Here is a 23,310-nt window from a genome sequence, read left to right as displayed (position 1 = left end):
GTATGCGCGGATACCTTCGCGTAACCGTCACCATCGTCCTGGTCATTGCCGCCGTCCTGGCCGGCACCTGGCTGTGGCGCTACTACATGCTGTCGCCGTGGACCCGCGATGCGCGCGTGCGTGCCGACGTCGTGGTGATTGCACCGGACGTCTCCGGCTGGGTCACCGACCTCGCCGTGCAGGACAACCAGCAGGTCAAGGCCGGCGACCTGATCATGCGCATCGACCACGAGCGCTACGCGGCGAACCTGGAGCAGGCCAAGGCCCTGGCCGAGACCCGGCACCAGCAGTACCTGCTGCGCGTGAGCGAGGCTTCGCGGCGCAGCAAGCTGGGCATCGCGGCGATCAGCGCGGAGGACAAGGAAACCGCGCAGATCAACGCTTCCATCGCCAAGAGCGAGTACGACGAGGCACAGGCCCAGGTGCGCCTGGCGCAACTGAACCTGACCCGCAGCGAGATGCGCGCCCCGCGCGACGGGCAGATCACCAACCTGCGGCTGGCCCAGGGCAACTATGTGCAGGCCGGCCAGGCGATGATGGCGCTGGTGGACCAGAAGTCCTTCTATGTCACCGCCTACTTCGAGGAAACCAAGCTGCCCGGCATTCGCATCGGCCAGCCGGCGCGGGTGGTGCTGATGAGTGGCGATATCGCCATCGACGGCACCGTGGAAAGCATCAGCAGCGGCATTACCGACCGCAACGCGATCCCCGACAGCCAGTTGCTGGCCAACGTCGAACCGACCTTCAACTGGGTGCGCCTGGCCCAGCGCATCCCGGTGCGTATCCACCTCGACAAGGTGCCCGAGGGCGTACACCTGAGCGCCGGCATGACCGCCAGCGTCACCGTAAAACCGTGAACGGGGCGTCTGCCCGCTCGCGCTGAAGCCAGCAGGACAAGGCCGCGCAGAAGATCGACGCGGTGACCAGCGAGACGCCCACCCACGGCGTCCAGGCGATGCCGGCCAGGCTGATCACCGCACCGCCCAGCGCCGCGCCGAGGGCCACGCCCAGGTGCATCGCCGAAGTGTTCAGCGCCACCCCGGCGCTGCCGCTGGCCGGATCGCTGGCCAGCAGGTAGCTCTGCACCGCCGGCGAGATCATCCAGCTGATGGTGCTCCAGACCATCAGTGCGCTAAGCAGCAGCCACGGGCGGCCGAGGCTCAGCGGGATCGCCAGCATCGCCAGGCCGAACAGCACCGGTACCAGCAGCAGCGCGCGGCGATGGCCGAGGCGATCGCTCAGCCAACCGCCCAGATAGCCGCCACCGATGGCCGCCAGGCCGATCAGCAGCAGCGTGAGCGCGATGCCCTGGTTGTCGGTGATCCCGGCAACCTGCTGGAACCACGGGGTGATGTAGGCGAACAGGGTGAAGTGCCCGCCCAGCAGCAGGATCGATACCAGTTGTGCCAGGTTCAGCGCCGGATTGCGCAACTGGCGCCGGTAGGCCGCGCCATTGGCCGGGCTACCCAGTGTGCGGCGGGGCAGGGCGATCCGCAGCAGCGCGGCCAGCGGCAGCGAGTAGAAGGCGATGGCGGCGAAGATCCAGCGCCAGCCGAACCAGTCATTGACCAGCACGCCGGCCGGCACGCCGAACACCAGCGAACCGCTGATGCCCATGAAGATCAGGCCGATGGCGCGCCCGCGCTGGGCCGGCGGCGCCAGCTCCACCGCCAGCAGGCTGGCCTGCATGATCAGCAGCCCGCAGCAGGCGGCCATGCCGATGCGCATCAGCAGCAGCGAAACATAGCCGGGACTCAGCGCAGCGCCCGCGTTGAATGCGGCGAATATCAGCAGGGTGATGACCAGCAGCCGACGGCAGTCGGCGCCACGGGTGAGCCAGCCGAGCAACGGCGCGGCGATGGCGAAGCTCAGGGAGAACAGGCTGGTGAGCTGCCCGGCGAGGCTGAGGGAGACGTGCAGGTCGGCGGCGAGCGAGGGCAGGATGCCGGTGAGGATGGCCTCGGCGAGGCCCGCGGCGAAGGTGCAGAGGGACAGCAAAAGCAGTCGAAGGTCCATGGCGGCTCCGATTCCCGGTGAGGGGTTTCGGGCACGAAGCCTTCGGTTATCCCAAGTGGATGTGGTGTGACGGGGGCAGGGTAGTCGAGCAGGAAACTGTATACAAGTTTCCGGGGCCGGATGGCCGGCCCCGGAACGCGCCTCAGCCGATGGTGATCGGCGGCAGGGCGGGCAGTTCGATGTTGAGCTTCTCGGTCGGCGCCATGACTTCGGCCTCGCCTTTGACCACCGCCTTGCCGTCCTGGTTGAGCACGGTAGTGCTGATGCGCACGCGGTTCTTCGGCAGCTTTTCCAGCACTTCCAGTTCTACTGTCAGTTCGTCGCCGAGCTTCACCGGGCGGGTGAAGCTCAGGTTCTGGCCGAGGTAGATGGTGCCCGGGCCGGGCAGGGTGGTGGCGATCGCCGCGCTGATCAGTGCCCCGGTGAGCATGCCGTGGGCGATGCGCTCCTTGAACTGGGTGGTGGCGGCGTACTCGGCGTCCAGGTGTACCGGGTTGCGGTCGCCGGAGACCTCGGCGAACAGCTGGATGTCACGCTCGGTGACGCTGCGCTGGAAGTTGGCCTTCTGGCCGACTTCGAGTTCTTCGTAAGGGACGTTCTGTACGGCAGTCATAGGGGCTCCTCGGTTCTCTCGACCTGCGGGACGGGGCAGTGCGCCGCCAGCCAGTCGATCAGGTTGCGGGTGACCTCGTCGCGGTTGCTCTCGTTGAACAACTCGTGGCGAGCGTCGGGATAAATCTTCAGTTGGACGTCACGAACCCCGGCCCGGGTCATCGCCTGGGCGAGATCGTTCAGGCGCTTGCCCTGGCTTACGGGGTCGCGCTCGCCGCCGATCACCAGCACCGGCAGGTCGCTGCGGATGCGCGACAGGTGCTCGACGGGCGTTATATCCGCCAGACCGCCGAGCAGGTCCACCCATAGCTGGTTGCTGCAGCGGAAGCCGCAGAGCGGATCGGCGACGTATTTGTCGACTTCAACGGGGTCGCGGCTGAGCCAGTCAAAGGCCGTGCGGTTGGGTTTGAAGGCCTTGTTGAACGAGCCGAAGGACAGGAAGTCGATCAGCGCGCTGCGCCCCAGCGGGCCCTGGCGCCAGCGCTCGAAGCGGGCGATGACGCGGGCGCTGTTGTACAGCGCCACCGGCTGGTAGTTGGAGCCGGACAGCACTGCCGCCGTCACGCTGGCGCTGTGTTGCATCAGGTAGGCGCTGCCGATGTAGCTGCCCATGCTGTGGCCGAGCAGGATGATCGGCAGGTCCGGGTGTTCCTCGCGCACATGCTGGTTCAGCGTGTGCAGGTCGCCGATCACCTTGCCCCAGCCGCCGCGGTCGGCGTAGTGGCCCAATTCGCCGTTCTCGGCGGTGCGGCCATGGCCGCGCTGGTCGATGGCGTAGAGGTGGTAGCCGGCTGCGTTCAGCGCAAACCCCAGGCGCTCGTAGCGGCCGGCGTGCTCGGCCATGCCGTGGGACAGCATCAGGGCGCCGCGGGACGGGCCTTCCGGCGCCCAGTGGCGGGTGTAGAGCGGGGTCTCGTCGCTGGCGGCAAGCCAGTAGGCGGCGTAGGGCATGGGGTCCATCCTGTTTCTTGTTCGTCGATTCTTATTGGAATGGGGCCATGGAGCGGGCCAGACGGGGCGATTCTGCCACGCCGGGACATCTTCTGTATGGATTGCCGACAGCACCCGGCTATTGTCGTGTAAGTCCCGTCCTAGGCGGCCGTCGGCTCTATCCCGCGCCATGCCGGGATGGTGGCGCAAGATTCACGCAGTCTATGACGCCGCCTGGAGTCTTTGCGATGACCAAAGGAACTGCTAGCTTCCGTCGAATGACCGCAATGACGGTTCGGTTTCGCTCAGGTATGAGGACAAGAATAAATGCAACCTGATTTCTGGAACGACAAACGCCCGGCCGGCGTGCCCAGCGACATTGACCTGACCGCCTACAAATCGGTGGTGGAAGTCTTCGAGCGCTCCTGCAAGAAATTCGCCGACCGTCCGGCCTTCAGCAACATGGGCGTGACCCTGACCTACGCCGAGCTGGACCGCCTGTCCGCCGCCTTCGGCGCCTACCTGCAGAAGCACACCGACCTCAAGCCCGGCGACCGCATCGCCGTGCAGATGCCGAACATCCTGCAATACCCCATCGCCGTGTTCGGCGCCCTGCGCGCCGGCCTCATCGTGGTCAACACCAACCCGCTCTACACCGCCCGCGAAATGCGCCACCAGTTCAAGGATTCCGGCGCCCGTGCGCTGGTCTACGTGAACCTGTTCGGCAAGCTGGTGCAGGAAGTGCTGCCCGATACCGGCATCGAATACCTGATCGAGGCGCAGATGGGCGACCTGCAGCCCGCGCTCAAGGGCCTGCTGGTCAATACCGTGGTCAAGCACGTGAAGAAGATGGTGCCGGAGTACAACCTGCCCCAGGCCGTCTCCTTCAAGGCCGCCCTGCGCCAGGGCCGTGGCCATGGCCTGCAGCCGGTCAAGGTCGGCCTGGAAGACATCGCGGTGCTGCAGTACACCGGCGGCACCACCGGCGTGGCCAAGGGCGCCATGCTCACCCACGGCAACCTGGTGGCGAACATGCAGCAGGTGCACGCCTGCCTGCAGCAGCATGGCCCGGACGGCAAGCCGCTGATGCAGGTCGGCAACGAGGTGATGATCGCGCCGCTGCCGCTGTACCACATCTATGCCTTCACCGCGAACTGCATGTGCATGATGGTCAACGGCAACCACAACGTGCTGATCAGCAACCCGCGCGACATTCCCGGCTTCATCAAGGAGCTGAAGAAGTGGCGCTTCTCCGCGCTGCTGGGCCTGAACACCCTGTTCGTCGCGCTGATGGATCGCCCGGAGTTCAAGGAACTGGACTTCTCCAACCTGAAGGTCACCAACTCCGGCGGCACCGCGCTGGTCACCGCCACCGCCGAGCGCTGGAAAGCCACTACCGGTTGCACCGTGGTGGAAGGCTACGGCCTCACCGAAACTTCCCCGGTGGTCAGCACCAACCCCTACGGTGATGCCGCGCGCCTGGGCACCGTCGGCCTGCCGGTGCCGGGCACCGCGCTGAAAGTCATCGACGACGACGGCAACGACGTCGGTCTGGGCGAGCGCGGCGAGCTGTGCGTGAAGGGCCCGCAGGTCATGAAAGGCTACTGGCAGCGCCCGGACGCCACCGCCGAGGTGCTGGACGCCGAAGGCTGGCTACGCACCGGCGACATCGCGGTGATCGATCCGGACGGTTTCACCCGCATCGTCGACCGCAAGAAGGACCTGATCATCGTCTCCGGCTTCAACGTCTATCCCAACGAGATCGAGGACGTGGTCATGGCCCACCCGAAAGTCGCCAACTGCGCGGCCGTCGGCGTGCCGGACGAGAAGTCCGGCGAGGCGGTGAAGCTGTTCGTGGTGGCCCGCGAGGGCGGTGTGACCGTCGAAGAGCTCAAGGCCTACTGCAAGGAAAACTTCACCGGCTACAAGGTGCCCAAGCACATCGTGCTCAAGGACGCCCTGCCGATGACCCCGGTGGGCAAGATCCTGCGCCGCGAGCTGCGCGAAACCGCCTGAAGCGAGCGTGAATGAAAAAGGGGGCTGATCCTGGATCAGCCCCCTTTTTTATTGCCGGTTGTCAGCCTGGGCTGGTCAACCGCCGCAGCCGCCACAGCAACCTTCCTTCTTGCGGAGGATCTCGTAGAGGTCGTCCTTGAGCTGCAGCTTCTGCTTCTTCAGCGCCTCGATGGTGTCGTGGGAGGCAGGGGTGATGCCGGCTTCCATGTTCTTGATCTCCTGGTCGAGATCGTTGTGGCTATGGAAGAGCTTGGCGAAATGCGGGTCTTCGGCTTTCAGGCGGGTAATCTTTTCGCGGTATTCGGGAAACATGAGGGTTCTCCAGGAGAGTGCACCAGCACTTTGCGAGATCCCGCCCCGGAGAGTGTTGAGGCAGATCATTGAAGACGCCGCGAGGAGCTGCGCGAAATCGCCTGATCGAACTCCGACGATATACCCTGTCGCGGCGACCGGTCCGAGGAGCACTTTCCGATCTTTTTTCCGGTTTCATTTCTCTGAAATCCACTTTGTCGGACAATCCAACAAGGCTGCGAGCCTTCTGGCACGGGCTTTTCCGACGAGTGGAGTGTTGGTGACCGGAAAGCCTGTCTCTGGTCATTTTTCTTACTGACAAGGCTGTGTTTGGTGCTGGTCGCTGTTTCTCAAAGCTGCTAATCTCGGCCCGCTTTTCGCTCCCCGAGCAGGGGAAAGCGACATAAACACAACAAAGAACCGCGAACGCGGTAAAGATGAGCTGTTGCTTAGGAGTGGGCTTCCATGACCGACAATTTCTGGAAGGACAAATACCCAGTGGGGATCGCTGCCGAGATCAACGCTGACCAGTACCCGAACATCCTCGCGGTACTCAAAGAATCCTGCCAACGTTTTGCAGACAAGCCTGCCTTCAGCAACCTGGGCAAGACCCTGACCTACGGTGAGATGTACAAGCTCTCCGGGGACTTCGCCGCCTACCTGCAACAGAACACCGATCTCAAGCCCGGCGACCGCATCGCCGTGCAGCTGCCCAACGTGCTCCAGTACCCGGTCGTGGTCTTCGGCGCCATGCGCGCCGGCCTGGTCGTGGTCAACACCAACCCGCTGTACACCGCGCGGGAAATGGAACACCAGTTCAACGACTCCGGCGCCAAGGCGCTGGTGTGCCTGGCGAACATGGCGCACCTGGCCGAGGAAGTGCTGCCCAAGACCGGCATCCGCAACGTCATCGTCACCGAAGTGGGTGACATGCTGCCGCCGCTCAAGCGCTTCATCGTCAATTTCGTGGTCAGGAACATCAAGAAGATGGTTCCGGCCTACAACATCCCCAATGCGCAGAAACTCACCGATGTCCTGGCCAAGGGCCGTGGCAAGGCGGTGAAGGAAGTCTCGCCGCACAACGACGACGTCGCCGTGCTGCAGTACACCGGTGGCACCACCGGCGTGGCCAAGGGCGCGATGCTGACCCACCGCAACCTGGTCGCCAACATGCTGCAGTGCAAGGCACTGATGGGCGCCAACCTCAACGAAGGTTGCGAGATCCTCATCACCCCGCTGCCGCTGTACCACATCTACGCCTTCACCTTCCATTGCATGGCGATGATGCTCACCGGCAACCACAACATCCTGGTGACCAACCCGCGCGACCTGGCCAGCATGGTCAAGGAACTCTCGCAGTGGAAGTTCACCGGCTTCGTCGGCCTGAACACCCTGTTCGTCGGCCTGTGCAACAACGAAGGCTTCCGCAAGCTGGACTTCTCCGCACTGAAGCTGACCCTCTCCGGCGGCATGGCCCTGCAACAGGCCGCTGCCGAGCGCTGGAAGGACGTCACCGGCTGTGCCATCTGCGAAGGTTACGGCATGACCGAAACCAGCCCGGTGGTCTCGGTGAACCCGTTCCAGAACATCCAGATCGGCACCATCGGCATCCCGGTTCCGTCGACCCAGTGCAAGGTCATCAGCGATGACGGCCAGGACCTGCCGCTGGGCGAGCGCGGCGAGCTGTGCGTCAAGGGCCCGCAGGTGATGAAGGGCTACTGGCAGCGCCAGGAAGCCACCGACGAGATCCTCGACAAGGACGGCTGGCTGCGTACCGGCGATATCGCGATCATCCAGGAAGACGGCTACATGCGTATCGTCGACCGCAAGAAGGACATGATCCTGGTGTCGGGCTTCAACGTTTACCCCAACGAGCTGGAAGACGTGCTCGCCACCCTGCCGGGCGTGCTGCAGTGCGCCGCCATCGGCATCCCGGACGAGAAGTCCGGCGAGGCGATCAAGGTCTTCGTGGTGTCCAAGCCGGGCGTCACCCTGACCAAGGAGCAAGTCATGCAGCACATGCACGACAACCTCACCGGTTACAAGCGTCCCAAGTCCGTGGAGTTCCGCGACAGCCTGCCGACCACCAACGTCGGCAAGATCCTGCGCCGCGAATTGCGCGACGAAGAGCTCAAGAAGATCAGGGCTTAAGCCGATATACAAGAAACCCGCCGCAAGGCGGGTTTTTTGATGGGGCAAGGAAGCCATGTCCCTTATCTGCCTGAGGTGAACGCCTTGAACACTGCCCTCCGTTTGCGCGCCAAGGTCCTGCTCCTGGCCATCGTGCCGATCCTCCTCCTGACCCTGCTGTTGTGCGCCATTTCCACTGTTGCCCTGAAGCAGCTGGCGAGCCAGCAGGAAGCGCAGATCCGCGAGAACCTCACCCAGGACCGCGAAGCCCAGTTGAAGAACTTCGTCGACGTGGCGCTGGCCGCCGTCGGCCCGGTCTACCAGGCCGCCACTCAGGGTGATGCCCAGGCGCGCGAACAGGGCATCGCGATCCTCAAGCGCCTCGAGTACGGCAAGGGCGGCTACTTCTGGGGCTACGACACCCGCTCCGTGCGCGTCTTCCAGGGCACCAGCGACGAGCGTCTGGGCGAGGACTTCAGCACCTATCGCGATCCCAATGGCGTCTACGCCATCCGCGAGCTGGTGGCGGCGGGTCAGAGTGGCCAGCATTACGTGCGCTACAGCTTCACGCTGCCGGGCGGCAACGCCATCGTGCCGAAGATCGGCTATGCCCACTTCCTGCCCAAGTGGAATTTGGTGTTCGGCACCTCGCTGAACCTCGACGACGTCGAGCGTGAAGTGAAGGAGGCCGGCGCCGCCTTCGACGCCAAGATCGACAACCTGCTGCTGCTCATGGGCGGCGCGGCGCTGGCGCTGCTGGTGGTGATCGGCGTGCTCGCCGGGCTGTTCAGCCGCACCATCGTCCAGCCTATCGTGCAGGTGCGCAACAACCTCGACGACATGGCCGCCGGAGACGGCAACCTGACTCACCGCCTGAACCTCGGTCGCCATGACGAGCTGGGCGAGCTGGCCGGCTCGTTCAACCGTTTCGTCGAGAAGATCCATGTACTGGTCCAGCAGGTCGCCGGTACCACACAGCAGTTGTCCGGGCTGGTGGGCGACGTGGCCCAGCAGGCGCAGCGCTCCGAACGCGCGATGGATGGCCAGCGCCACGAGACCGACCAGGTTGCCACCGCCATCAACGAGATGACCGCCGCCGCCCAGGAAGTGGCGCGCAGCGCGCAGCAGGCGGCCGACGCGGCACAGCAGACCGACCGTGAAGGCCAGGCGGCCAAGCGAGAAGTGGACCTGTGCGTCGCGCAGATCAACGACCTGGCGGGCGAGGTGCGCAGCAGCAGCGACTCCCTCGACACCCTGCGCCAGGACGTTCAGGGCATTGTCGGCGTGCTGGAAGTGATCCGCTCCATTGCCGAGCAGACCAACCTGCTGGCGCTCAACGCCGCCATCGAAGCGGCCCGTGCCGGCGAGGCCGGACGTGGTTTCGCCGTGGTCGCCGACGAAGTCCGCGCCCTGGCCAGCCGCACCCAGCAGAGCACCGGGGAAATCCAGCAGATGATCGACCGTCTGCGCGGCACCACGGAAGGCTCGGTGAGCGCCATGCAGCGCGCCAGCGACATGGCCGAGCGCACCCGTGGCCAGGCCAACCAGGCCGGCCAGTCGCTGGACGCCATCGCCCAACTGATCGGCACCATCAACTCGATGAACGCGCAGATCGCCAGCGCCGCCGAGGAGCAGACCGCGGTGGCCGAGGAGATCAACCGCAGCGTCCACCAGATTGCCGGGGGCGTGGACAGCGTGGCGGATGATGCCGCCAAGGGCGCGCGCACCGCGACCGAGCTGAACGGGCTGGGAGAGCGCCTGCGCCAGTTGGTCGGCCAGTTCCGCATCTGATCCGGCGGGGCGCAACGCCCCGCCAATCCGGGTCGCCAAGCATTCGGCATGGCGGCCCGTGCCGGTCTTTTGCGACAATTCACGAATTGTCGCCATGACAGCCCATTCCAGGGACCGGCTCCGCACCTGCTCGCGCCGCTCCCGCCTGATGCCCGCGAAGCCGATGACCACAGACAGTACGCCGACCCCCGAACAGCTCCTGCAGCGCATGGATCACGCGATGATCCGCGACCGCCATCGCCTGCGCCGGCAGCTCCACGAGCTGCGCAAGCACCCCGACGAGGCCAAGCTCGCCCAGTGGGCCGAGCGCTTCCAGGCCTCCTGCGCCAAGGCCGAGGCGCGTCGCGCGAGCATCCCGAAGATACGCTACGACGACAGCCTGCCCATCGCCGCCAAGCGCGACGAGATCAAGGCCGCGCTGGAAAAGAGCCAGGTGGTGGTGATCGCCGGCGAGACCGGCTCGGGCAAGACCACCCAGCTGCCGAAGATCTGCCTGGAGCTGGGCCGTGGCACCCATGGCCTGATCGGCCACACCCAGCCGCGCCGGCTGGCCGCGCGCAGCGTGGCGACCCGTGTTGCCGAGGAGATCGGCACGCCGTTGGGTTCGCTGGTTGGCTACCAGGTGCGTTTCGAAGACCAGAGCGACGACAGCACGCTGATCAAGCTGATGACCGACGGCATCCTGCTGGCCGAGACCCAGCATGACCGTTACCTCGAGCGCTACGACACGATCATCGTCGACGAAGCCCACGAACGCAGCCTGAACATCGACTTCCTGCTCGGCTTCCTGAAAACCCTGCTGCACCGCCGGCCGGACCTGAAGCTGATCATCACGTCGGCGACCATCGACCTGGAACGCTTCTCCAAACACTTTGGCGATGCGCCCATCGTCGAGGTCTCGGGGCGCACCTACCCGGTGGAAACCTGGTACCGCCCGCTGGCGGCGGAAGTAGACGAGGACGGCGAAGCGCTGTTCGACGACCTCTCCGTGGACCAGGGCATCCTCCGCGCGCTGGACGAGATCGCCGCCCACGAGCGCGAAATCGGCAAGCGCCCCGGCGACGTGCTGGTGTTCCTCCCCGGCGAGCGCGAGATTCGCGACGCCGCCGACATGCTGCGCAAGGCCAACCTGCGCCACACCGAAGTGCTGCCGCTCTATGCGCGGCTGACGCCGGCCGAGCAGCAGAAGATCTTCGCGCCCATGCCGGGGCGCAAGATCGTGCTCGCCACCAACGTCGCGGAAACCTCGCTGACGGTACCGGGCATCCGCTATGTGATCGACAGCGGCACCGCGCGGATCAGCCGCTACAGCTACCGCGCCAAGGTCCAGCGCCTGCCCATCGAAGCCGTCTCGCAGGCCAGCGCCAACCAGCGCAAGGGCCGTTGCGGCCGGGTCGAGCCGGGCATCTGCGTGCGCCTGTACAGCGAGGAAGACTTCAACGGCCGCCCGGCCTTCACCGATCCGGAAATCCTGCGCACCAACCTCGCGGCGGTGATCCTGCAGATGCTCCACCTGCGCCTGGGCGACATCGAGGCCTTCCCCTTCATCGAGCCGCCGGATGGCAAGGCGATCAACGACGGCTTCACCCTGCTGCAGGAACTCTCGGCAGTGAACCGCGAGGGCCAGCTGACGCCGCTGGGCCGCCAGCTGGCGCGCCTGCCCATCGACCCACGGCTGGGGCGCATGCTGCTGGAAGCGGCGCAACTGGGCAGTCTGCCCGAAGTGCTCACCGTGGCCAGCGCGCTGTCCGTGCAGGACCCGCGCGAGCGGCCGATGGACCGCCAGCAGGCCGCCGACCAGGCCCACGCGCAGTGGAAGGACCCGGACTCGGACTTCGCGGCGCTGATCAACCTCTGGCGCGGCTTCGAGGAGCAGCGCCAGGCGCTGGGCTCCAACCCGCTGCGCAACTGGTGCCGGAAGAACTTCCTGAATTATCTGCGCCTTCGCGAATGGCGCGATGCGCACCGCCAGCTGACGCTGATCTGCCGCGAACTGCAGCTGCCCTTCGGCTCCAAATCTGACGGCGCCCAGCGCAAGAGCGAGCCCGCTCGCGCGCAGGCCACGCAGCACGACAACCGTGGCCGTCAGCCGGTCGCCAAGGCGGACGAGCCGAAGGCCCGTGACATCGACTACGCCGCCGTGCACAAGGCGATCCTCTCCGGCCTGCTCAGCCAGATCGGCCAGAAGGCGGAGGAGGGCGACTACCTCGGCGCGCGCCAGCGGCGCTTCTGGATTCACCCCTCCAGCGTGATCGGTCGCAAGAAGCCGCAATGGATCATGGCCGCCGAGCTGGTGGAAACCACCAAGCTGTTCGCCCGCATGGTGGCGAAGATCGAGCCGGACTGGCTGGAGCCGCTGGCCGGGCACCTGGTGAAGAAGAACTATCTGGAGCCGCACTGGGAAAAACGCCGTGGCCAGGTGGTGGCCTATGAGCAGGTCACCCTCTACGGCCTGATCATCATCGGCCGCCGCCCGGTGAACTACGGCCCGATCGACGCGCCGGTGTCCCGCGAGATGTTCATCCGCGAGGCGCTGGTACGCGGCGAGATCAACAGCCGCGCCAAGTGCCTGTCGGCCAACCGCCAGTTGCTGGAGAAGCTCGACGAGCTGGAAGCCAAGGCGCGCCGGCGCGACATCCTGGCCGACGAGGAAACCCTGTTCGCCTACTACGACGAGCGCTTGCCGGCGGACATCTACCAGTCCGCCAGCTTCGAGAAGTGGTACGAACGCGAGCACAAGCAGCAGCCGGACCTGCTGATCATGCGCGAGGAGGACGTCCTCGCCCGTGACGCCAGCGAAGTCACCGCCGGCCTCTACCCGGACCGCCTGCGCCTGGGCGACCTGCAGCTGCCGCTCACCTATCACTTCGAGCCCGGCCATGTGCGTGACGGCGTGACCGTGCGCGTGCCGGCGCCGCTGCTGCCGCAGTTGCCCGCCGAACGCCTGGAGTGGCTGGTGCCGGGGCTGCTGGAGGCCAAGTGCATCGAGCTGGTGCGCAGCCTGCCGAAGGCGATCCGCAAGAACTTCGTGCCGGTGCCGGACTTCGTCCGCGCCGCGCTGGGCAAGATGGTCTTCGCCGAGGGCGGGTTGTCCGAATCCCTGGGCCGCGAACTGCAGCGCATGACCGGCAGCCGCGTACCGGAAGAAGCCTGGGCGGAGGCCGAGACCCAGGTGGAAAGCCACCTGCGGATGAACATTGAAGTGGTCGACGCCCGTGGCAAGTTCCTCGGCGAAGGCCGCGATCTGGCCGAGCTCACCGCGCGCTTCGCCGAGGCCAGCCAGGCCGCGCTGGCGATCCCGCAGGCGGACAAACCGCAGAAGCCGGTGGAAGCCAAGGGCTTTGGCGAAGTCGCCGAGAAGCTCCAGCAGAAGGTCGCCGGGCTGTCGATGACGGTCTACCCGGCGCTGGTGGAAGAAGCCGGCGTGGTGAAGGAAAACCGCTTCCCGACCCAGGCCGAAGCCGACTACCAGCACCGCCGCGCCCTGCAGCGCCTGCTCCTGCAACAGCTCGCCGAGCCAGCCAAGTTCCTGCGCAGCAAGCTGCCGGGGCAGACCGACATGGGCCTGCTCTACCGCGAGCTGGGCCGCGTCGAGTCACTGGTGGAGGACATCCTGCTGGCCAGCCTGGACAGCGCCATTCTCGACGGCGAAAGCAACCTGCCGCGCGATGGCGCCGGGCTTGCGTCGCTGGCCGAGAAGAAGCGAGGCGCCTGGACCGAGCACGCCGAGCGCATCGCCCGCTTGACCCTGGAAATCCTCAAGCTCTGGCATGGCCTGCAGAAGCGCTTCAAGGGCAAGGTCGACCTCGCCATGACGGTGCCGCTGAACGATGTGAAGGGGCAGTTGGCCAAGCTGGTCTACCCCGGCTTCGTCCGCGACACGCCGCTGGAATGGCTGAAGGAATACCCGCGCTACCTGAAAGCGATCGAGCAACGTCTGGACAAGGTCGCCGGTCAGGTCCAGCGCGACCGCGTGTGGAGTGGCGAGATGGCCGGTTACTGGGAGCAGTACTCGGCGCGCGTGGCCAAGCATGCCCAGGAAGGCAAGCGCGACCCGGAACTGGTGATGTACCGCTGGATGCTGGAGGAATACCGCGTCTCGCTGTTCGCCCAGCAACTGGGGACGAAGGTGCCGGTGTCGGACAAGCGCCTGTCGAAGCAGTGGAGCCAGGTCGAGGCTTGAGCTGCGGAGTCGCCTGTAGGAGCGGGCCATGCCCGCGATTCGCGCGCATGGCCCGCTCCTGCAGGAAATATTCCGAGGTCAGTCGCGCTTGGGGATGTTCAGCCCGCGCTGTACCGCCGGCCGTGCGAGGAATTTCTCCAGCACACGCTTCACGTTCTGGAAGTGGTCGAAGCCCACCAGGTCGCCTGCTTCATAGAAGCCGACCAGGTTGCGAATCCACGGGAACGTGGCGATGTCGGCGATGGTGTAGCGTTCGCCCATGATCCAGTCGCGGCCTTCGAGGTGGCGGTCGAGTACGGCCAGCAGGCGCTTGGACTCGTCCACGTAGCGCTGCAGCGGGCGCTTGTCCTCGTAGTCCTTGCCGGCGAATTTGTTGAAGAAGCCGATCTGGCCGAACATCGGGCCGATCCCGCCCATCTGGAACATCAGCCATTGCAGGGTTTCATAGCGGCCGCTGGCGCCGGGGGCGATCAGCGAGTCGGTCTTGTCGGCGAGGTAGACCAGGATCGCGCCGGACTCGAACAGCGCCAGGGGTTTTCCGTCCGGGCCGTTGGGGTCGAGGATCGCCGGGATCTTGTTGTTCGGGTTCAGCGAGAGAAATTCCGGGGACATCTGGTCGTTCCGCTCGAAGCTGACCAGGTGCGGCTCGTAGGGCAGGCCAAGCTCTTCCAGCATGATCGATACCTTCACGCCGTTGGGCGTGGGCAGCGAGTACAGCTGCAGGTGGTCAGGGTGTTCGGCGGGCCATTTGCGGGTGATGGGGAACGCGGAAAGGTCTGACATGCATACTCCGGTCAGGTGAGCGGGATCTTGAGTCGGCCTTCAGGATAGCCCTCTGCGTGGCCACGGTCATGACCCGCGCGCGACAAACCGGTATGGTGCGGGCCCATAGACAAGCAACCGGCCCCCGATGCGGTCACCAGACAAGGAACCCAGCATGAGCCTGCAAGGCACTTACGATCCGCAGAACATCTTCGCCCAGATCATTCGCGGCGAGGCTCCCTGCTTCAAGCTGTACGAGGACGACGACGTGCTTGCCTTCCTCGATCTGTTCCCGCAGTCCTACGGCCACGCCCTGGTGATTCCGAAGAATTCTCCGGCGCGCAACATCCTCGAAGTCGACCCCGATGCGTTGGCCAAGGTAATGCGCGTGGTGCAGCGCCTGACCGGTGTGATCGTCGAAGAGCTCAACCCCGATGGCGTGCAGGTCGCCCAGTTCAACGGCGCGCCGGCCGGGCAGACGGTGTTCCACATCCACGTGCACATCGTCCCCCGCTATGCCGGCGAGGGCCTGGGGATCCACGCGGCGAACAAGGCCGATACGGCGGAGCTGGAGAAGCTGCAGGCGCGCCTCGTTGCCCGCCTGAACGGCTGAGGCGCACCTGTGCCGGCGGTTACTCGACTGCCGGCTTGATGTCGAAACCGGTGCGGTTGTCGCTGACGATGCGGAAGGCGTTGTTGCCGCCCGGCTCGAGCGGCACCAGCAGTTCACGGCGCAGCATGGCCTTGCTGCACAGGCCGTCGCCGTCCTTGTCGCCGATGATGCCGACCACGTGCTTGCCCACCGGTACGTGGAAGCTGGCCGACTCACCCTTGCCGATGCGCGCGGCGATTTCATGGTCGATGGTGAGGGCGACGAAGCAGCCGCCGCCGATGTAGCCCACGTCGCGGGTGACATCGACCTTGACGCTGTCCTTGCCCGGTTGCTGGTAGGCCAGCAGGCGGTCAGTGGGGACGGGTTGGACTTCATCGCTCTGGTACGAAGCACAGCCGGAAAGCGCGAGCAGGGACAGGACGGCAAGGATCGAACGCATAGACTTCCTCCATGGACAATGCAGCCTAGGCTAGCCCATCCGACCGGTTTCCGTCGGCTGGGCTACGCACCGTAGGAAATTGGAGTAGTCTTCAGCACATGTGATTCGGGCTGGAGTGCCCGATTGCCGCCATTCAGGCCGATCCGCCGGGCGGTCGAGCCAAGGAGCAGGGCTGATGCACCGCAACAGCGATCCCGACCATCTGTTCGACTCCAGTGCCGGACCTACCGGGCTGGAGGAGGCAGACCATCGCCTGCTGATGCGGCTGATCTTCGGTTGCACCGGGGCGACCCTGGGGTTGTTCTCGATCCTGCAGTACCTCGCCGGCAATCTCTGGCTGGCTGGCGCCGAACTGGTCACCTGCGGGCTGCTGCTGTGGGCGGCGCACCGGCTGCAGCGTGTGCGTCGGCTGGTGCCGTGGATCATCGCCTACCTGTTGCCGACCTTCTGTTTCATCCTCTACATCATCGTCATGCCCAACGCCTCGGCCTCGGCCTTCGTCTGGGTCTATCTGATGCCGGTGATGGCCTACCTGCTGCTGGGCAAGTGGCGTGGCTTCCTGCTCGCCGTGCCGTTCATGCTGATCGCCACGCTGATGTACCTGCATGCGAACCACCTGCGTCTGGATGCACCGGGGCTGATCGACATCGGCAACGGCATCTTCTGTGGCGTGCTGGTGATTGCCTTCATGCACGTCTATGAAGAGCGCCGCGCTGCCGCCTACAAGCAACTGCGGCACCTGGCGCTGACCGATGCGCTGACCGGCGTGGCCAGCCGCGAGAGCTTCCAGCGTGCGCTGAGGCGCTGCATCCAGGAGGCGGCCCGCTATGAGACGCGGCTGGTGCTGGTGGTGCTGGATGTCGATCACTTCAAGAACATCAACGACCAGTGGGGCCACGATGCCGGCGACAAGGCCTTGCAGCACCTGTGCAACCGACTGCGCCACCGCCTGCGCGCCACCGACCTGATCGGCCGGCTGGGCGGCGAGGAGTTCGGCCTGCTGCTGCCCTTCACCGATCGCTTCGACGCCAAGCCGCTGGTGGAATCCCTGCGCCGCGACATCGACGAGGCACCGCTGATGTACCACGGGGAGCGCATCGAGATTTCCGCCACCTTCGGCCTCGCCGAGTGGCCGGGCGACGGTCTGGATGCCGATGAACTCTACCGCTGCACCGACCGCCGCCTGTATCGCGGCAAGGCCGAGGGGCGCAATCGGCTGGTCTACAGCGACCCGGCCTGAGTCCGCTTCGCCGCCAGCGGCTCGGTGAGGCGCGCATAGGCCGTGCGCACCTGGCGCGCCATCTTCCGTTCCACCCATTCGTAGCTCAGCCAGGACAGCAGCAGGATCGCCGGTACGGCGACGCTCAGCGTCTGATAGGGCGTCAGGCCCAGCCGCTCATGCAGCCAGTAGGCGGCCAGCCAGAGCACGATCACGTGCAGCAGGTACACCGAATAGGACCAGTCGCCCAGCGCATGCAGCACTTTGCTGCGCTCGAACAGCGGCTCCAGTGCCACACACGCGGCCAGCAGCGTGGCGGCAGGCAGGCCCCAGATCAGCAGGCGCCAGGGATGATCGGCGGGGAACGCCGCGATGGTCGTCACCGCCACGGCAGCCATCAGCAGGGCCAGTGGCCGGGGCAGGTTCAGCCAGCCGCGCCGGTACAGCGCCGCCAGGCCCAGGCCGAGGAGAAACTCGAAGATGATCGGATTTCGGTAGAAGTTGCTGAGCCAGGGTTCGCGCGCCAGCACTTGCGCCACCAGCAGCACCAGCGCGGTCACCAGCCAGGGGCGCCAGCGCTCGGCAACCAGGAAGGAGAGGGCGAACAGGCCGTAGAAAAGCATCTCGAAATTCAGCGTCCAGCCCACCGGCAGCACCGGGTACAGACCGAAACCACCGGGGTTTTCGCTGGGGATGAACAGCAGCGAGAGCAGCAGCGATTTGCCGCCGACGCCGTAGATCGGCATCACGTCGGCGAAGGCATAGATGATCAGGGCGGTGATCGCCGTGTACAGCCAGTAGGCCGGGGCGACACGGGCCAGGCGCTGGACCAGGAAGGTCACTGGCGACATCGGCCGGCCGGCGCTGGAGAGGTGGATCACGAAGCCGCTGAGGACGAAGAAGATGTCCACCCCGACCTGGCCGCGGGTGGAGAGGAGCTTGCCGCCGAGGCTGTCGGCGCGGAAGTCGAAGAACACTTGCATGAAGTGATGGAACACCACCAGCCAGGCGGCCAGTGCCCGCAGTGCCTGAAGCGAAACCAGCATGGGTGGGCGAGTCCTCCGTCGGTGGATAAAAGAAAGGGGCGCGACTTTGCGCGCCCCTTTCCTCGACAGTCAGGTGTCGCCGATCGTTCACCGGGCCTGCTGGACGGTCGCGGCCAGCATCGCCGGTTCACGTTCCAGACGCAGGCACAGCAGCGCCGTGATGATGGCTGCCACCGGCAGCATGGCGCCGACCCAGGGCAGCGCGGCGAGGCCGGGCCCGTGGTCGATGGTCATGCCGCCAAGCCAGGCACCCAGGGCGTTACCCAGGTTGAAGGCGGCGATGTTGAAGCTGGCCGCGACACTCTGGCCGGCGCCGTGGGCCTTCTCCAGCACCCACATCTGCAGAGGCGGCACGGTGGCGAACCCGGCGGCGCCGAGCAGGGCGATGAAGATCACCACGGCAATCCGGTTCTCCAGCGCGAAGCTCATCAGGCCCATGACCACCGCCAGCGCGACCAGGCTGCCGAGCAGGGCGGGCACCAGTTTGCGGTCGGCGAGTTTGCCGCCCAGCAGGTTGCCCAGCACCAGGCCGCCGCCGAACACCAGCAGCACCGGCGACACCGCACTTTCGGAGAAGCCGGCGAGGCGGGTCAGCAGCGGCGACACATAGCTGAACACGGTGAACACACCGCCGAAGCCGAGCACGGTGGTCAGCAGGCCGAGCAGCACGGCCGGGCGCTTCAGCACGCGGAAGTCATCACGCAGGTTGCCGGCGGCCGGCGGTGCGCTGTGGCGCGGCAGGTAGATCGCCAGGATCGCCAGGGCCAACAGGCCAATGCCGGTCACCACCCAGAAGGCCGCACGCCAGCCATAGAGCTGACCGAGCCAGGTGCCCAGCGGCACGCCGAGGATGGTGGCGACGGTGAGGCCGGTGAACATCAGCGCGATGGCCGAGGCGCGGCGTTCGGCCGGCACCAGGCTGGTGGCGACCACCGAACCGACGCCGAAGAAGGTGCCATGGGCGAAGGAGGTCAGCACCCGCGCGGCCATCAGCGTGGCGTAATCCGGCGCCAGGGCACAGGCGAGGTTGCCGAGGGTGAAGATCACCATCAGCCCGAGCAGGGTGCGGCGTTGCGGCCAGCGCGCGGTGAGGGCAGTGAGCAGTGGCGCGCCGAGCACTACGCCCAGCGCGTAGCCGGAAATCAGCAGGCCGGCGGCGGAGATGGACACGCCGAAATCATGGCCGACTTCCAGCAGCAATCCCATGATCACGAATTCGGTAACGCCGATGCCAAAGGCACCGGCGGTCAAGGCGTACAAGGCAATGGGCACGTGGGCTCTCCCGGATGATTCGTAGAATGGCCGCCACCTTATCCCCGTGCGTATTGCTGATATAGACTGCTTGTAAGCAAATCACCTGTGAATTGAATTCAATATGGCCCGCCCTGACGTCAACCGCTTCGGCGAAATGGAAGTGTTCATCCGCGTGGTGGAAACCGGCGGTTTTACTGCCGCCGCGCAGCAGTGCGGGATGACGCCCTCGGCAGTGAGCAAGCTGGTGGCGCGCCTGGAGGATCGCCTCGGCGCGCGGCTGTTCAACCGCTCCACCCGACGTCAGCAGCTCACGGCTGAAGGCTCGGCGTTCTACGAGCGCAGCCTGCGCATCCTTGCCGATCTGGATGAAGCCGAGCGCGAGGCTTCGGTCAGTGCCGAGCCGCAGGGCAGGGTGCGCATCAGTTGCAACCTGCCGGTGGGTCGGCAGTTCCTGATCCCGGCGCTGCCGCTGTTCTTCGAGCGCTATCCGGGCGTCAGTCTCGACCTGCAACTGACCGATGAAGTGGTGGACCTGCTGGAAGTGCGTGCTGATGTCGCCGTGCGCAGCGGCCCACTGCGGGACTCGCGGTTGGTGGCGCGTTCGCTGGGGGAGTCCGGACACAAGATTGTCGCCGCGCCCGAGTATCTGGCGCGGCACGCTGCGCCGCAGCATCCGCGCGAGCTGGGCGAGCACAACTGCGTGGGTTTCAGCTACCGGCGTGTCGAGCCGGACTGGCCATTCCTGGACAAGCCGGCGGATGCCCCCGAGCCCAGCGGCAACCTGCTGGCCAGCGACGGCGACAGCGTGCGTCATCTGGCGCTGGCCGGGCTGGGGCTGGCGCGGCTGGCAGAATTCCAGGTACGCGAGGATATCGCTGCCGGACGGCTGGTGGCGGTGCTGGAGGACTTCAATCCTGGCGACCGCAAACCCATGCACGCGCTCTACCTGGGCAAGCCGGGCCACCTGCCGGCGCGGGTGCGCGCGGTGCTCGACTTCCTCGCCGAGCACGTGCGCATCGACTGACTCAGGCGGCTTCGAGCAATGCCAGGGTATCGGCCGCGCCCATCATCTTCGCCGCGGCCAGCGCCGTCAGGCCGCTGGCGTCGCGGGCCTCGCGGTCGGCGCCGTGTTCCAGCAGGCAGCGGACGATCTCCGGGCGATTGAACATGGCTGCCATCATCAGCGCGGTCTTGCCGTCGGGCGATGCTCCTTCGACCTGTGCGCCCCGGCTGAGCAGCAGGCGAACCATCTCCAGATCGCCCTTGAAGGCGGCCCCGGCCAGCGGCGTCTGCCCGGCGTTGTTGCGCAGGTCCGGGTCGGCGCCGTGATCGAGCAGCACGCCAACGGTGTCGTGGTGGCCGTAATAGCTGGCCAGCATCAGCAAGCTGTCGCCCTTGTGGTTGCGCAGGTTGGCCGGCAGGCCCTGCTGCAGCAGTTCGGTCAGGCGCGGGGTATCACCCTGGCGGGCCAGGTCGATCACCTGATTGGCGAATTCCAGGGTCTGTTCGTCCATTTCCGGGCGGTTCGCGGCACTCATCCTGAAGTCTCCTTGGCAAAGTCGGGAATGCACTGAAGGATAAGGACTGGCGCGCCTGGGCGCGCCAACACTGTGCCTATGGTGCCGGTGGAAAATTTCAATCCGTTGCTCCAGGGCAGGCGTGGCGTGATTTATGTCCATGATCTTGCGCAAATGCCGCCCTCGCACGGCGACTTTTCGGCGAAAATTGCAGCATAATCAGCGATCAGCGGTTGCACCTGGGGTGAAACCGCAAACCGCCGGGCGGGCAAAGGTGCCCACCGTCGGTGGGAGTGGCACACTGCCCTGTTGCGGGGATCGCCATCCCGAAGCCTTCGCGCCAGGACGCGGAGCGACGAATATCCAGTGCCGGCCAATGGGCGGGCACCTTGATGCCTAACCTTGCCGCCCGGCCCGGCGGCGCAGATTGAGAAGAGGATTGACCGTGCATAAAGTCGTGATCAGCGGAACCGGCCTGTATACCCCGCCGTTCAGCATCTCCAACGATGAACTGGTGGAATCCTTCAACAGCTACGTCCGCAGTCACAACGAGCAGCATGCCGACGCCATCGCCAAGGGCGAGGTCGAGGCACTGTCCGAGTCCAGTTCGGCGTTCATCGAAAAGGCCTCCGGCATCAAGAGCCGCTTCGTGGTGAACAAGGAAGGCATCCTCGATCCGCAGCGCATGGCGCCGCGCATTCCGGAACGCTCCAACGAAGACTGGGGCATCCTCTGCGAGATGGCGACTGCCGCCGCCAAACAGGCCCTGCAGCGCGCCGGCCGCACTCCCGAAGACATCGATGGCGTGATCGTCGCCTGCTCCAACCTGCAGCGCGCCTACCCCGCCGTGGCCATCGAAGTGCAGGCCGCCCTCGGTATCCAGGGCTTCGGCTATGACATGAACGTCGCCTGCTCGTCGGCTACCTTCGGCATCCAGGCCGCCGTGAACAGCGTGCAACTGGGCCAGGCCCGCGCGATTCTCATGGTCAACCCGGAAATCTGCACCGGCCACCTGAACTTCCGCGACCGCGACAGCCACTTCATCTTCGGCGACGCGGCTACCGCCGTGGTCATCGAACGTGCCGACCAGGCTACCAGCGAGCACCAGTTCGATGTGGTCAGCACCAAGCTGCTGACCCAGTTCTCCAACAACATCCGCAACAACTTCGGCTTCCTCAACCGCGCGGCGGAAGAGGGCATCGGCAGCCGCGACAAGCTGTTCGTGCAGGAAGGCCGCAAGGTGTTCAAGGACGTCTGCCCGATGGTGGCCGAGCTGATCGGCGAGCACCTGGCGCAGAACGACATCCCGGTCAGCGATGTGAAGCGCTACTGGCTGCACCAGGCCAACCTGAACATGAACCTGCTGATCACCCGCAAGCTGATAGGCCGCGACGCCGAGGCCCACGAAGCGCCGGTGATCCTCGATACCTACGCCAACACCAGCTCGGCCGGTTCGGTCATCGCCTTCCACAAGTACCAGGACGACCTGCCCGCCGGCTCCATCGGCGTACTGAGCTCCTTCGGCGCCGGCTACTCCATCGGCAGCGTGATCCTGCGCAAGCGCTGATCGTGCCCGCCGACGACAGCGAGCTGTTGTCGCGCCTGCTGGCCGGTGACCAGCAGGCCTTCCGCACTCTGGTAGCCAACTACCAGGGTGCGATGCGCGCCGTGGCCATCGCCATCGTCGGCGCCGCTCATGCCGATGAAGTGGTGCAGGACGCCTGGCTCGCCGCGGTGCGCAACCTCGATGGCTTCCAGGGTCGCTCCAGCCTCAAGACCTGGCTGCTGACCATCACTGCCAATACCGCCAAATCGCGCCTGCGCAAGGTCCGCCGCGACGTTTCGCTTGACGACCTGCCTGCGCCCCACGGCAGCCTCGACGAAACCCGCTTCGCCGCCGACGGCCACTGGAGCCCGGCGCCGCTGGCCTGGCACGAGGACTCGCCCGAAGCCTTGCTGGCCGAGGATGAACTGCGGCAGTGCCTGGAGAAGACCCTGCTCAGCCTCTCCGAACTGCAGCGCAGCGTATTGCTGCTGCGCGAACGCCAGGGACTGGAGTTGGAGGAGATCTGTAATCTGCTGGAGGTTTCGCTCTCCAATGTCCGGGTGCTGTTGCACCGTGCGCGGCTGAAGGTGTTTGCCACCGTGGAGCACTTCGAGGAGACCGGGGAATGCTGACCTGCAAGGAACTGGTGGCACGCTCCAGCGACCTGCTGGACGAACAGCTGGGCTGGCGCGAGAAGCTGGCGCTGCGCCGGCACCTCCTGCTGTGCCGCAACTGCCGGCGCTATCTGCGACAGATGCGTCTGGCCCAGGCCACCCTGCGCCTGCTGCCGGACCCGCCGCGACCCGACTCGGAACGCCTGGCCGACCACCTCGCCGAACTGCGCCGCGACAGCGCGCGGCGCTGAATCATTCGGACCTGTGCAGTCGGCGCGGGATGAACACCTCGTAGCGCTTGCCGGATACGTCCGTGCGATGACGGTCCTGC

General features: G+C 65.8%; 20 protein-coding genes and 1 pseudogene. 12 read left to right on the top strand and 9 right to left on the bottom strand.

From position 1 onward, the window contains the following. Positions 1–2 precede the first annotated feature (2 nt). Complete coding sequence (locus IB255_RS03385) at positions 3–857, top strand: HlyD family secretion protein (RefSeq protein WP_081515867.1); 855 nt, start codon at positions 3–5, stop codon at positions 855–857. Here the strand turns inward: IB255_RS03385 and IB255_RS03380 are convergent. From IB255_RS03380 to IB255_RS03370, 3 genes are all read right to left on the bottom strand, one after another. After that, the gene (locus IB255_RS03380) at positions 841–2,016 is read right to left on the bottom strand and encodes an MFS transporter (protein WP_081515865.1); all 1,176 of its coding nucleotides are present in this window, start codon (positions 2,014–2,016) and stop codon (positions 841–843) included. The two genes, IB255_RS03385 and IB255_RS03380, sit on opposite strands and share 17 nt — an antisense overlap. 142 nt (positions 2,017–2,158) lie before the next feature. After that, complete coding sequence (locus IB255_RS03375) at positions 2,159–2,629, bottom strand: MaoC family dehydratase (protein WP_081515863.1); 471 nt, start codon at positions 2,627–2,629, stop codon at positions 2,159–2,161. After that, positions 2,626–3,579 (bottom strand): alpha/beta hydrolase, encoded by a 954-nt coding sequence (locus tag IB255_RS03370; RefSeq protein WP_081515861.1) that lies wholly within the window; start codon positions 3,577–3,579, stop codon positions 2,626–2,628. The genes IB255_RS03375 and IB255_RS03370 overlap by 4 nt, the downstream gene beginning before the upstream one ends. Positions 3,580–3,885: 306 nt before the next feature. On the opposite strand from IB255_RS03370, the gene fadD2 reads away from it, so the two are divergent. Next, positions 3,886–5,574, top strand: a complete 1,689-nt coding sequence (gene fadD2 / locus IB255_RS03365) for a long-chain-fatty-acid--CoA ligase FadD2 (RefSeq protein WP_081515859.1) — start codon at positions 3,886–3,888, stop codon at positions 5,572–5,574. A 75-nt stretch (positions 5,575–5,649) separates the two neighbouring features. Here fadD2 and IB255_RS03360 read toward each other — a convergent pair whose 3' ends face one another. Then, entirely contained in the window at positions 5,650–5,886 is a 237-nt protein-coding gene (locus tag IB255_RS03360) for a YdcH family protein (protein ID WP_017522197.1), read from the bottom strand. Positions 5,887–6,330: 444 nt separating this feature from the next. Between IB255_RS03360 and fadD1 the strand changes: the two genes are divergently transcribed. The 4 genes and pseudogenes from fadD1 (at position 6,331) to hrpA (ending at position 13,969) form a co-directional block, all read left to right on the top strand. Further along, complete coding sequence (gene fadD1, locus IB255_RS03355; RefSeq protein ID WP_081515857.1) at positions 6,331–8,016, top strand: long-chain-fatty-acid--CoA ligase FadD1; 1,686 nt, start codon at positions 6,331–6,333, stop codon at positions 8,014–8,016. A 39-nt stretch (positions 8,017–8,055) separates the two neighbouring features. Continuing rightward, positions 8,056–8,928: pseudogene (locus IB255_RS31160) on the top strand (cache domain-containing protein); the annotation flags it as partial. Positions 8,929–9,030: 102 nt separating this feature from the next. Then, a complete protein-coding gene (locus IB255_RS31155; RefSeq protein WP_412548107.1) occupies positions 9,031–9,786 on the top strand; it encodes a methyl-accepting chemotaxis protein in 756 nt (251 codons plus the stop codon). 163 nt (positions 9,787–9,949) lie between these two features. Beyond that, a complete protein-coding gene (hrpA, locus tag IB255_RS03345; RefSeq protein ID WP_081516423.1) occupies positions 9,950–13,969 on the top strand; it encodes an ATP-dependent RNA helicase HrpA in 4,020 nt (1,339 codons plus the stop codon). Between the two features lie 78 nt (positions 13,970–14,047). Here hrpA and IB255_RS03340 read toward each other — a convergent pair whose 3' ends face one another. Beyond that, positions 14,048–14,752, bottom strand: a complete 705-nt coding sequence (locus IB255_RS03340; RefSeq protein WP_081515856.1) for a glutathione S-transferase N-terminal domain-containing protein — start codon at positions 14,750–14,752, stop codon at positions 14,048–14,050. Between the two features lie 154 nt (positions 14,753–14,906). Between IB255_RS03340 and IB255_RS03335 the strand changes: the two genes are divergently transcribed. Further along, positions 14,907–15,344 carry an HIT family protein gene (locus IB255_RS03335; protein WP_081515854.1) on the top strand — a complete coding sequence of 146 codons (438 nt, stop codon included), beginning with the start codon at positions 14,907–14,909 and terminating at the stop codon, positions 15,342–15,344. Positions 15,345–15,363: 19 nt separating this feature from the next. On the opposite strand, the gene IB255_RS03330 is transcribed toward IB255_RS03335, so the two are convergent. Next, the gene (locus IB255_RS03330; RefSeq protein WP_081515852.1) at positions 15,364–15,783 is read right to left on the bottom strand and encodes a 3-isopropylmalate dehydratase; all 420 of its coding nucleotides are present in this window, start codon (positions 15,781–15,783) and stop codon (positions 15,364–15,366) included. Between the two features lie 175 nt (positions 15,784–15,958). Here IB255_RS03330 and IB255_RS03325 point away from each other — a divergent pair, with 175 nt between their 5' ends. Continuing rightward, complete coding sequence (locus IB255_RS03325) at positions 15,959–17,023, top strand: GGDEF domain-containing protein (RefSeq protein ID WP_081515850.1); 1,065 nt, start codon at positions 15,959–15,961, stop codon at positions 17,021–17,023. Here the strand turns inward: IB255_RS03325 and IB255_RS03320 are convergent. After that, entirely contained in the window at positions 17,005–18,048 is a 1,044-nt protein-coding gene (locus tag IB255_RS03320; protein WP_192209802.1) for an acyltransferase family protein, read from the bottom strand. The two genes, IB255_RS03325 and IB255_RS03320, sit on opposite strands and share 19 nt — an antisense overlap. An 87-nt stretch (positions 18,049–18,135) precedes the next feature. Next, positions 18,136–19,320 carry an MFS transporter gene (locus IB255_RS03315; protein WP_081515847.1) on the bottom strand — a complete coding sequence of 395 codons (1,185 nt, stop codon included), beginning with the start codon at positions 19,318–19,320 and terminating at the stop codon, positions 18,136–18,138. A gap of 103 nt (positions 19,321–19,423) precedes the next feature. Here IB255_RS03315 and IB255_RS03310 point away from each other — a divergent pair, with 103 nt between their 5' ends. Continuing rightward, entirely contained in the window at positions 19,424–20,326 is a 903-nt protein-coding gene (locus IB255_RS03310) for a LysR family transcriptional regulator (protein ID WP_081515845.1), read from the top strand. Position 20,327: 1 nt separating this feature from the next. Here the strand turns inward: IB255_RS03310 and IB255_RS03305 are convergent, their stop codons facing one another. Further along, entirely contained in the window at positions 20,328–20,840 is a 513-nt protein-coding gene (locus IB255_RS03305; protein WP_081515843.1) for an ankyrin repeat domain-containing protein, read from the bottom strand. Positions 20,841–21,264: 424 nt separating this feature from the next. On the opposite strand from IB255_RS03305, the gene IB255_RS03300 reads away from it, so the two are divergent. From IB255_RS03300 to IB255_RS03290, 3 genes are read left to right on the top strand one after another with little or no spacing between them, the layout of a single operon-like run. Further along, positions 21,265–22,386 (top strand): beta-ketoacyl-ACP synthase III, encoded by a 1,122-nt coding sequence (locus tag IB255_RS03300; RefSeq protein WP_081516422.1) that lies wholly within the window; start codon positions 21,265–21,267, stop codon positions 22,384–22,386. A gap of 2 nt (positions 22,387–22,388) precedes the next feature. Beyond that, entirely contained in the window at positions 22,389–22,997 is a 609-nt protein-coding gene (locus IB255_RS03295) for an RNA polymerase sigma factor (protein ID WP_081515841.1), read from the top strand. Then, a complete protein-coding gene (locus IB255_RS03290; protein ID WP_081515839.1) occupies positions 22,991–23,230 on the top strand; it encodes a zf-HC2 domain-containing protein in 240 nt (79 codons plus the stop codon). Before IB255_RS03295 ends, IB255_RS03290 begins: the two co-directional genes overlap by 7 nt. Positions 23,231–23,310 lie beyond the last annotated feature (80 nt).

This window comes from Pseudomonas sp. PDM22 (assembly GCF_014851965.1).
Lineage (GTDB): Bacteria > Pseudomonadota > Gammaproteobacteria > Pseudomonadales > Pseudomonadaceae > Pseudomonas.
This window is presented reverse-complemented; position numbering and strand designations above follow the sequence as displayed.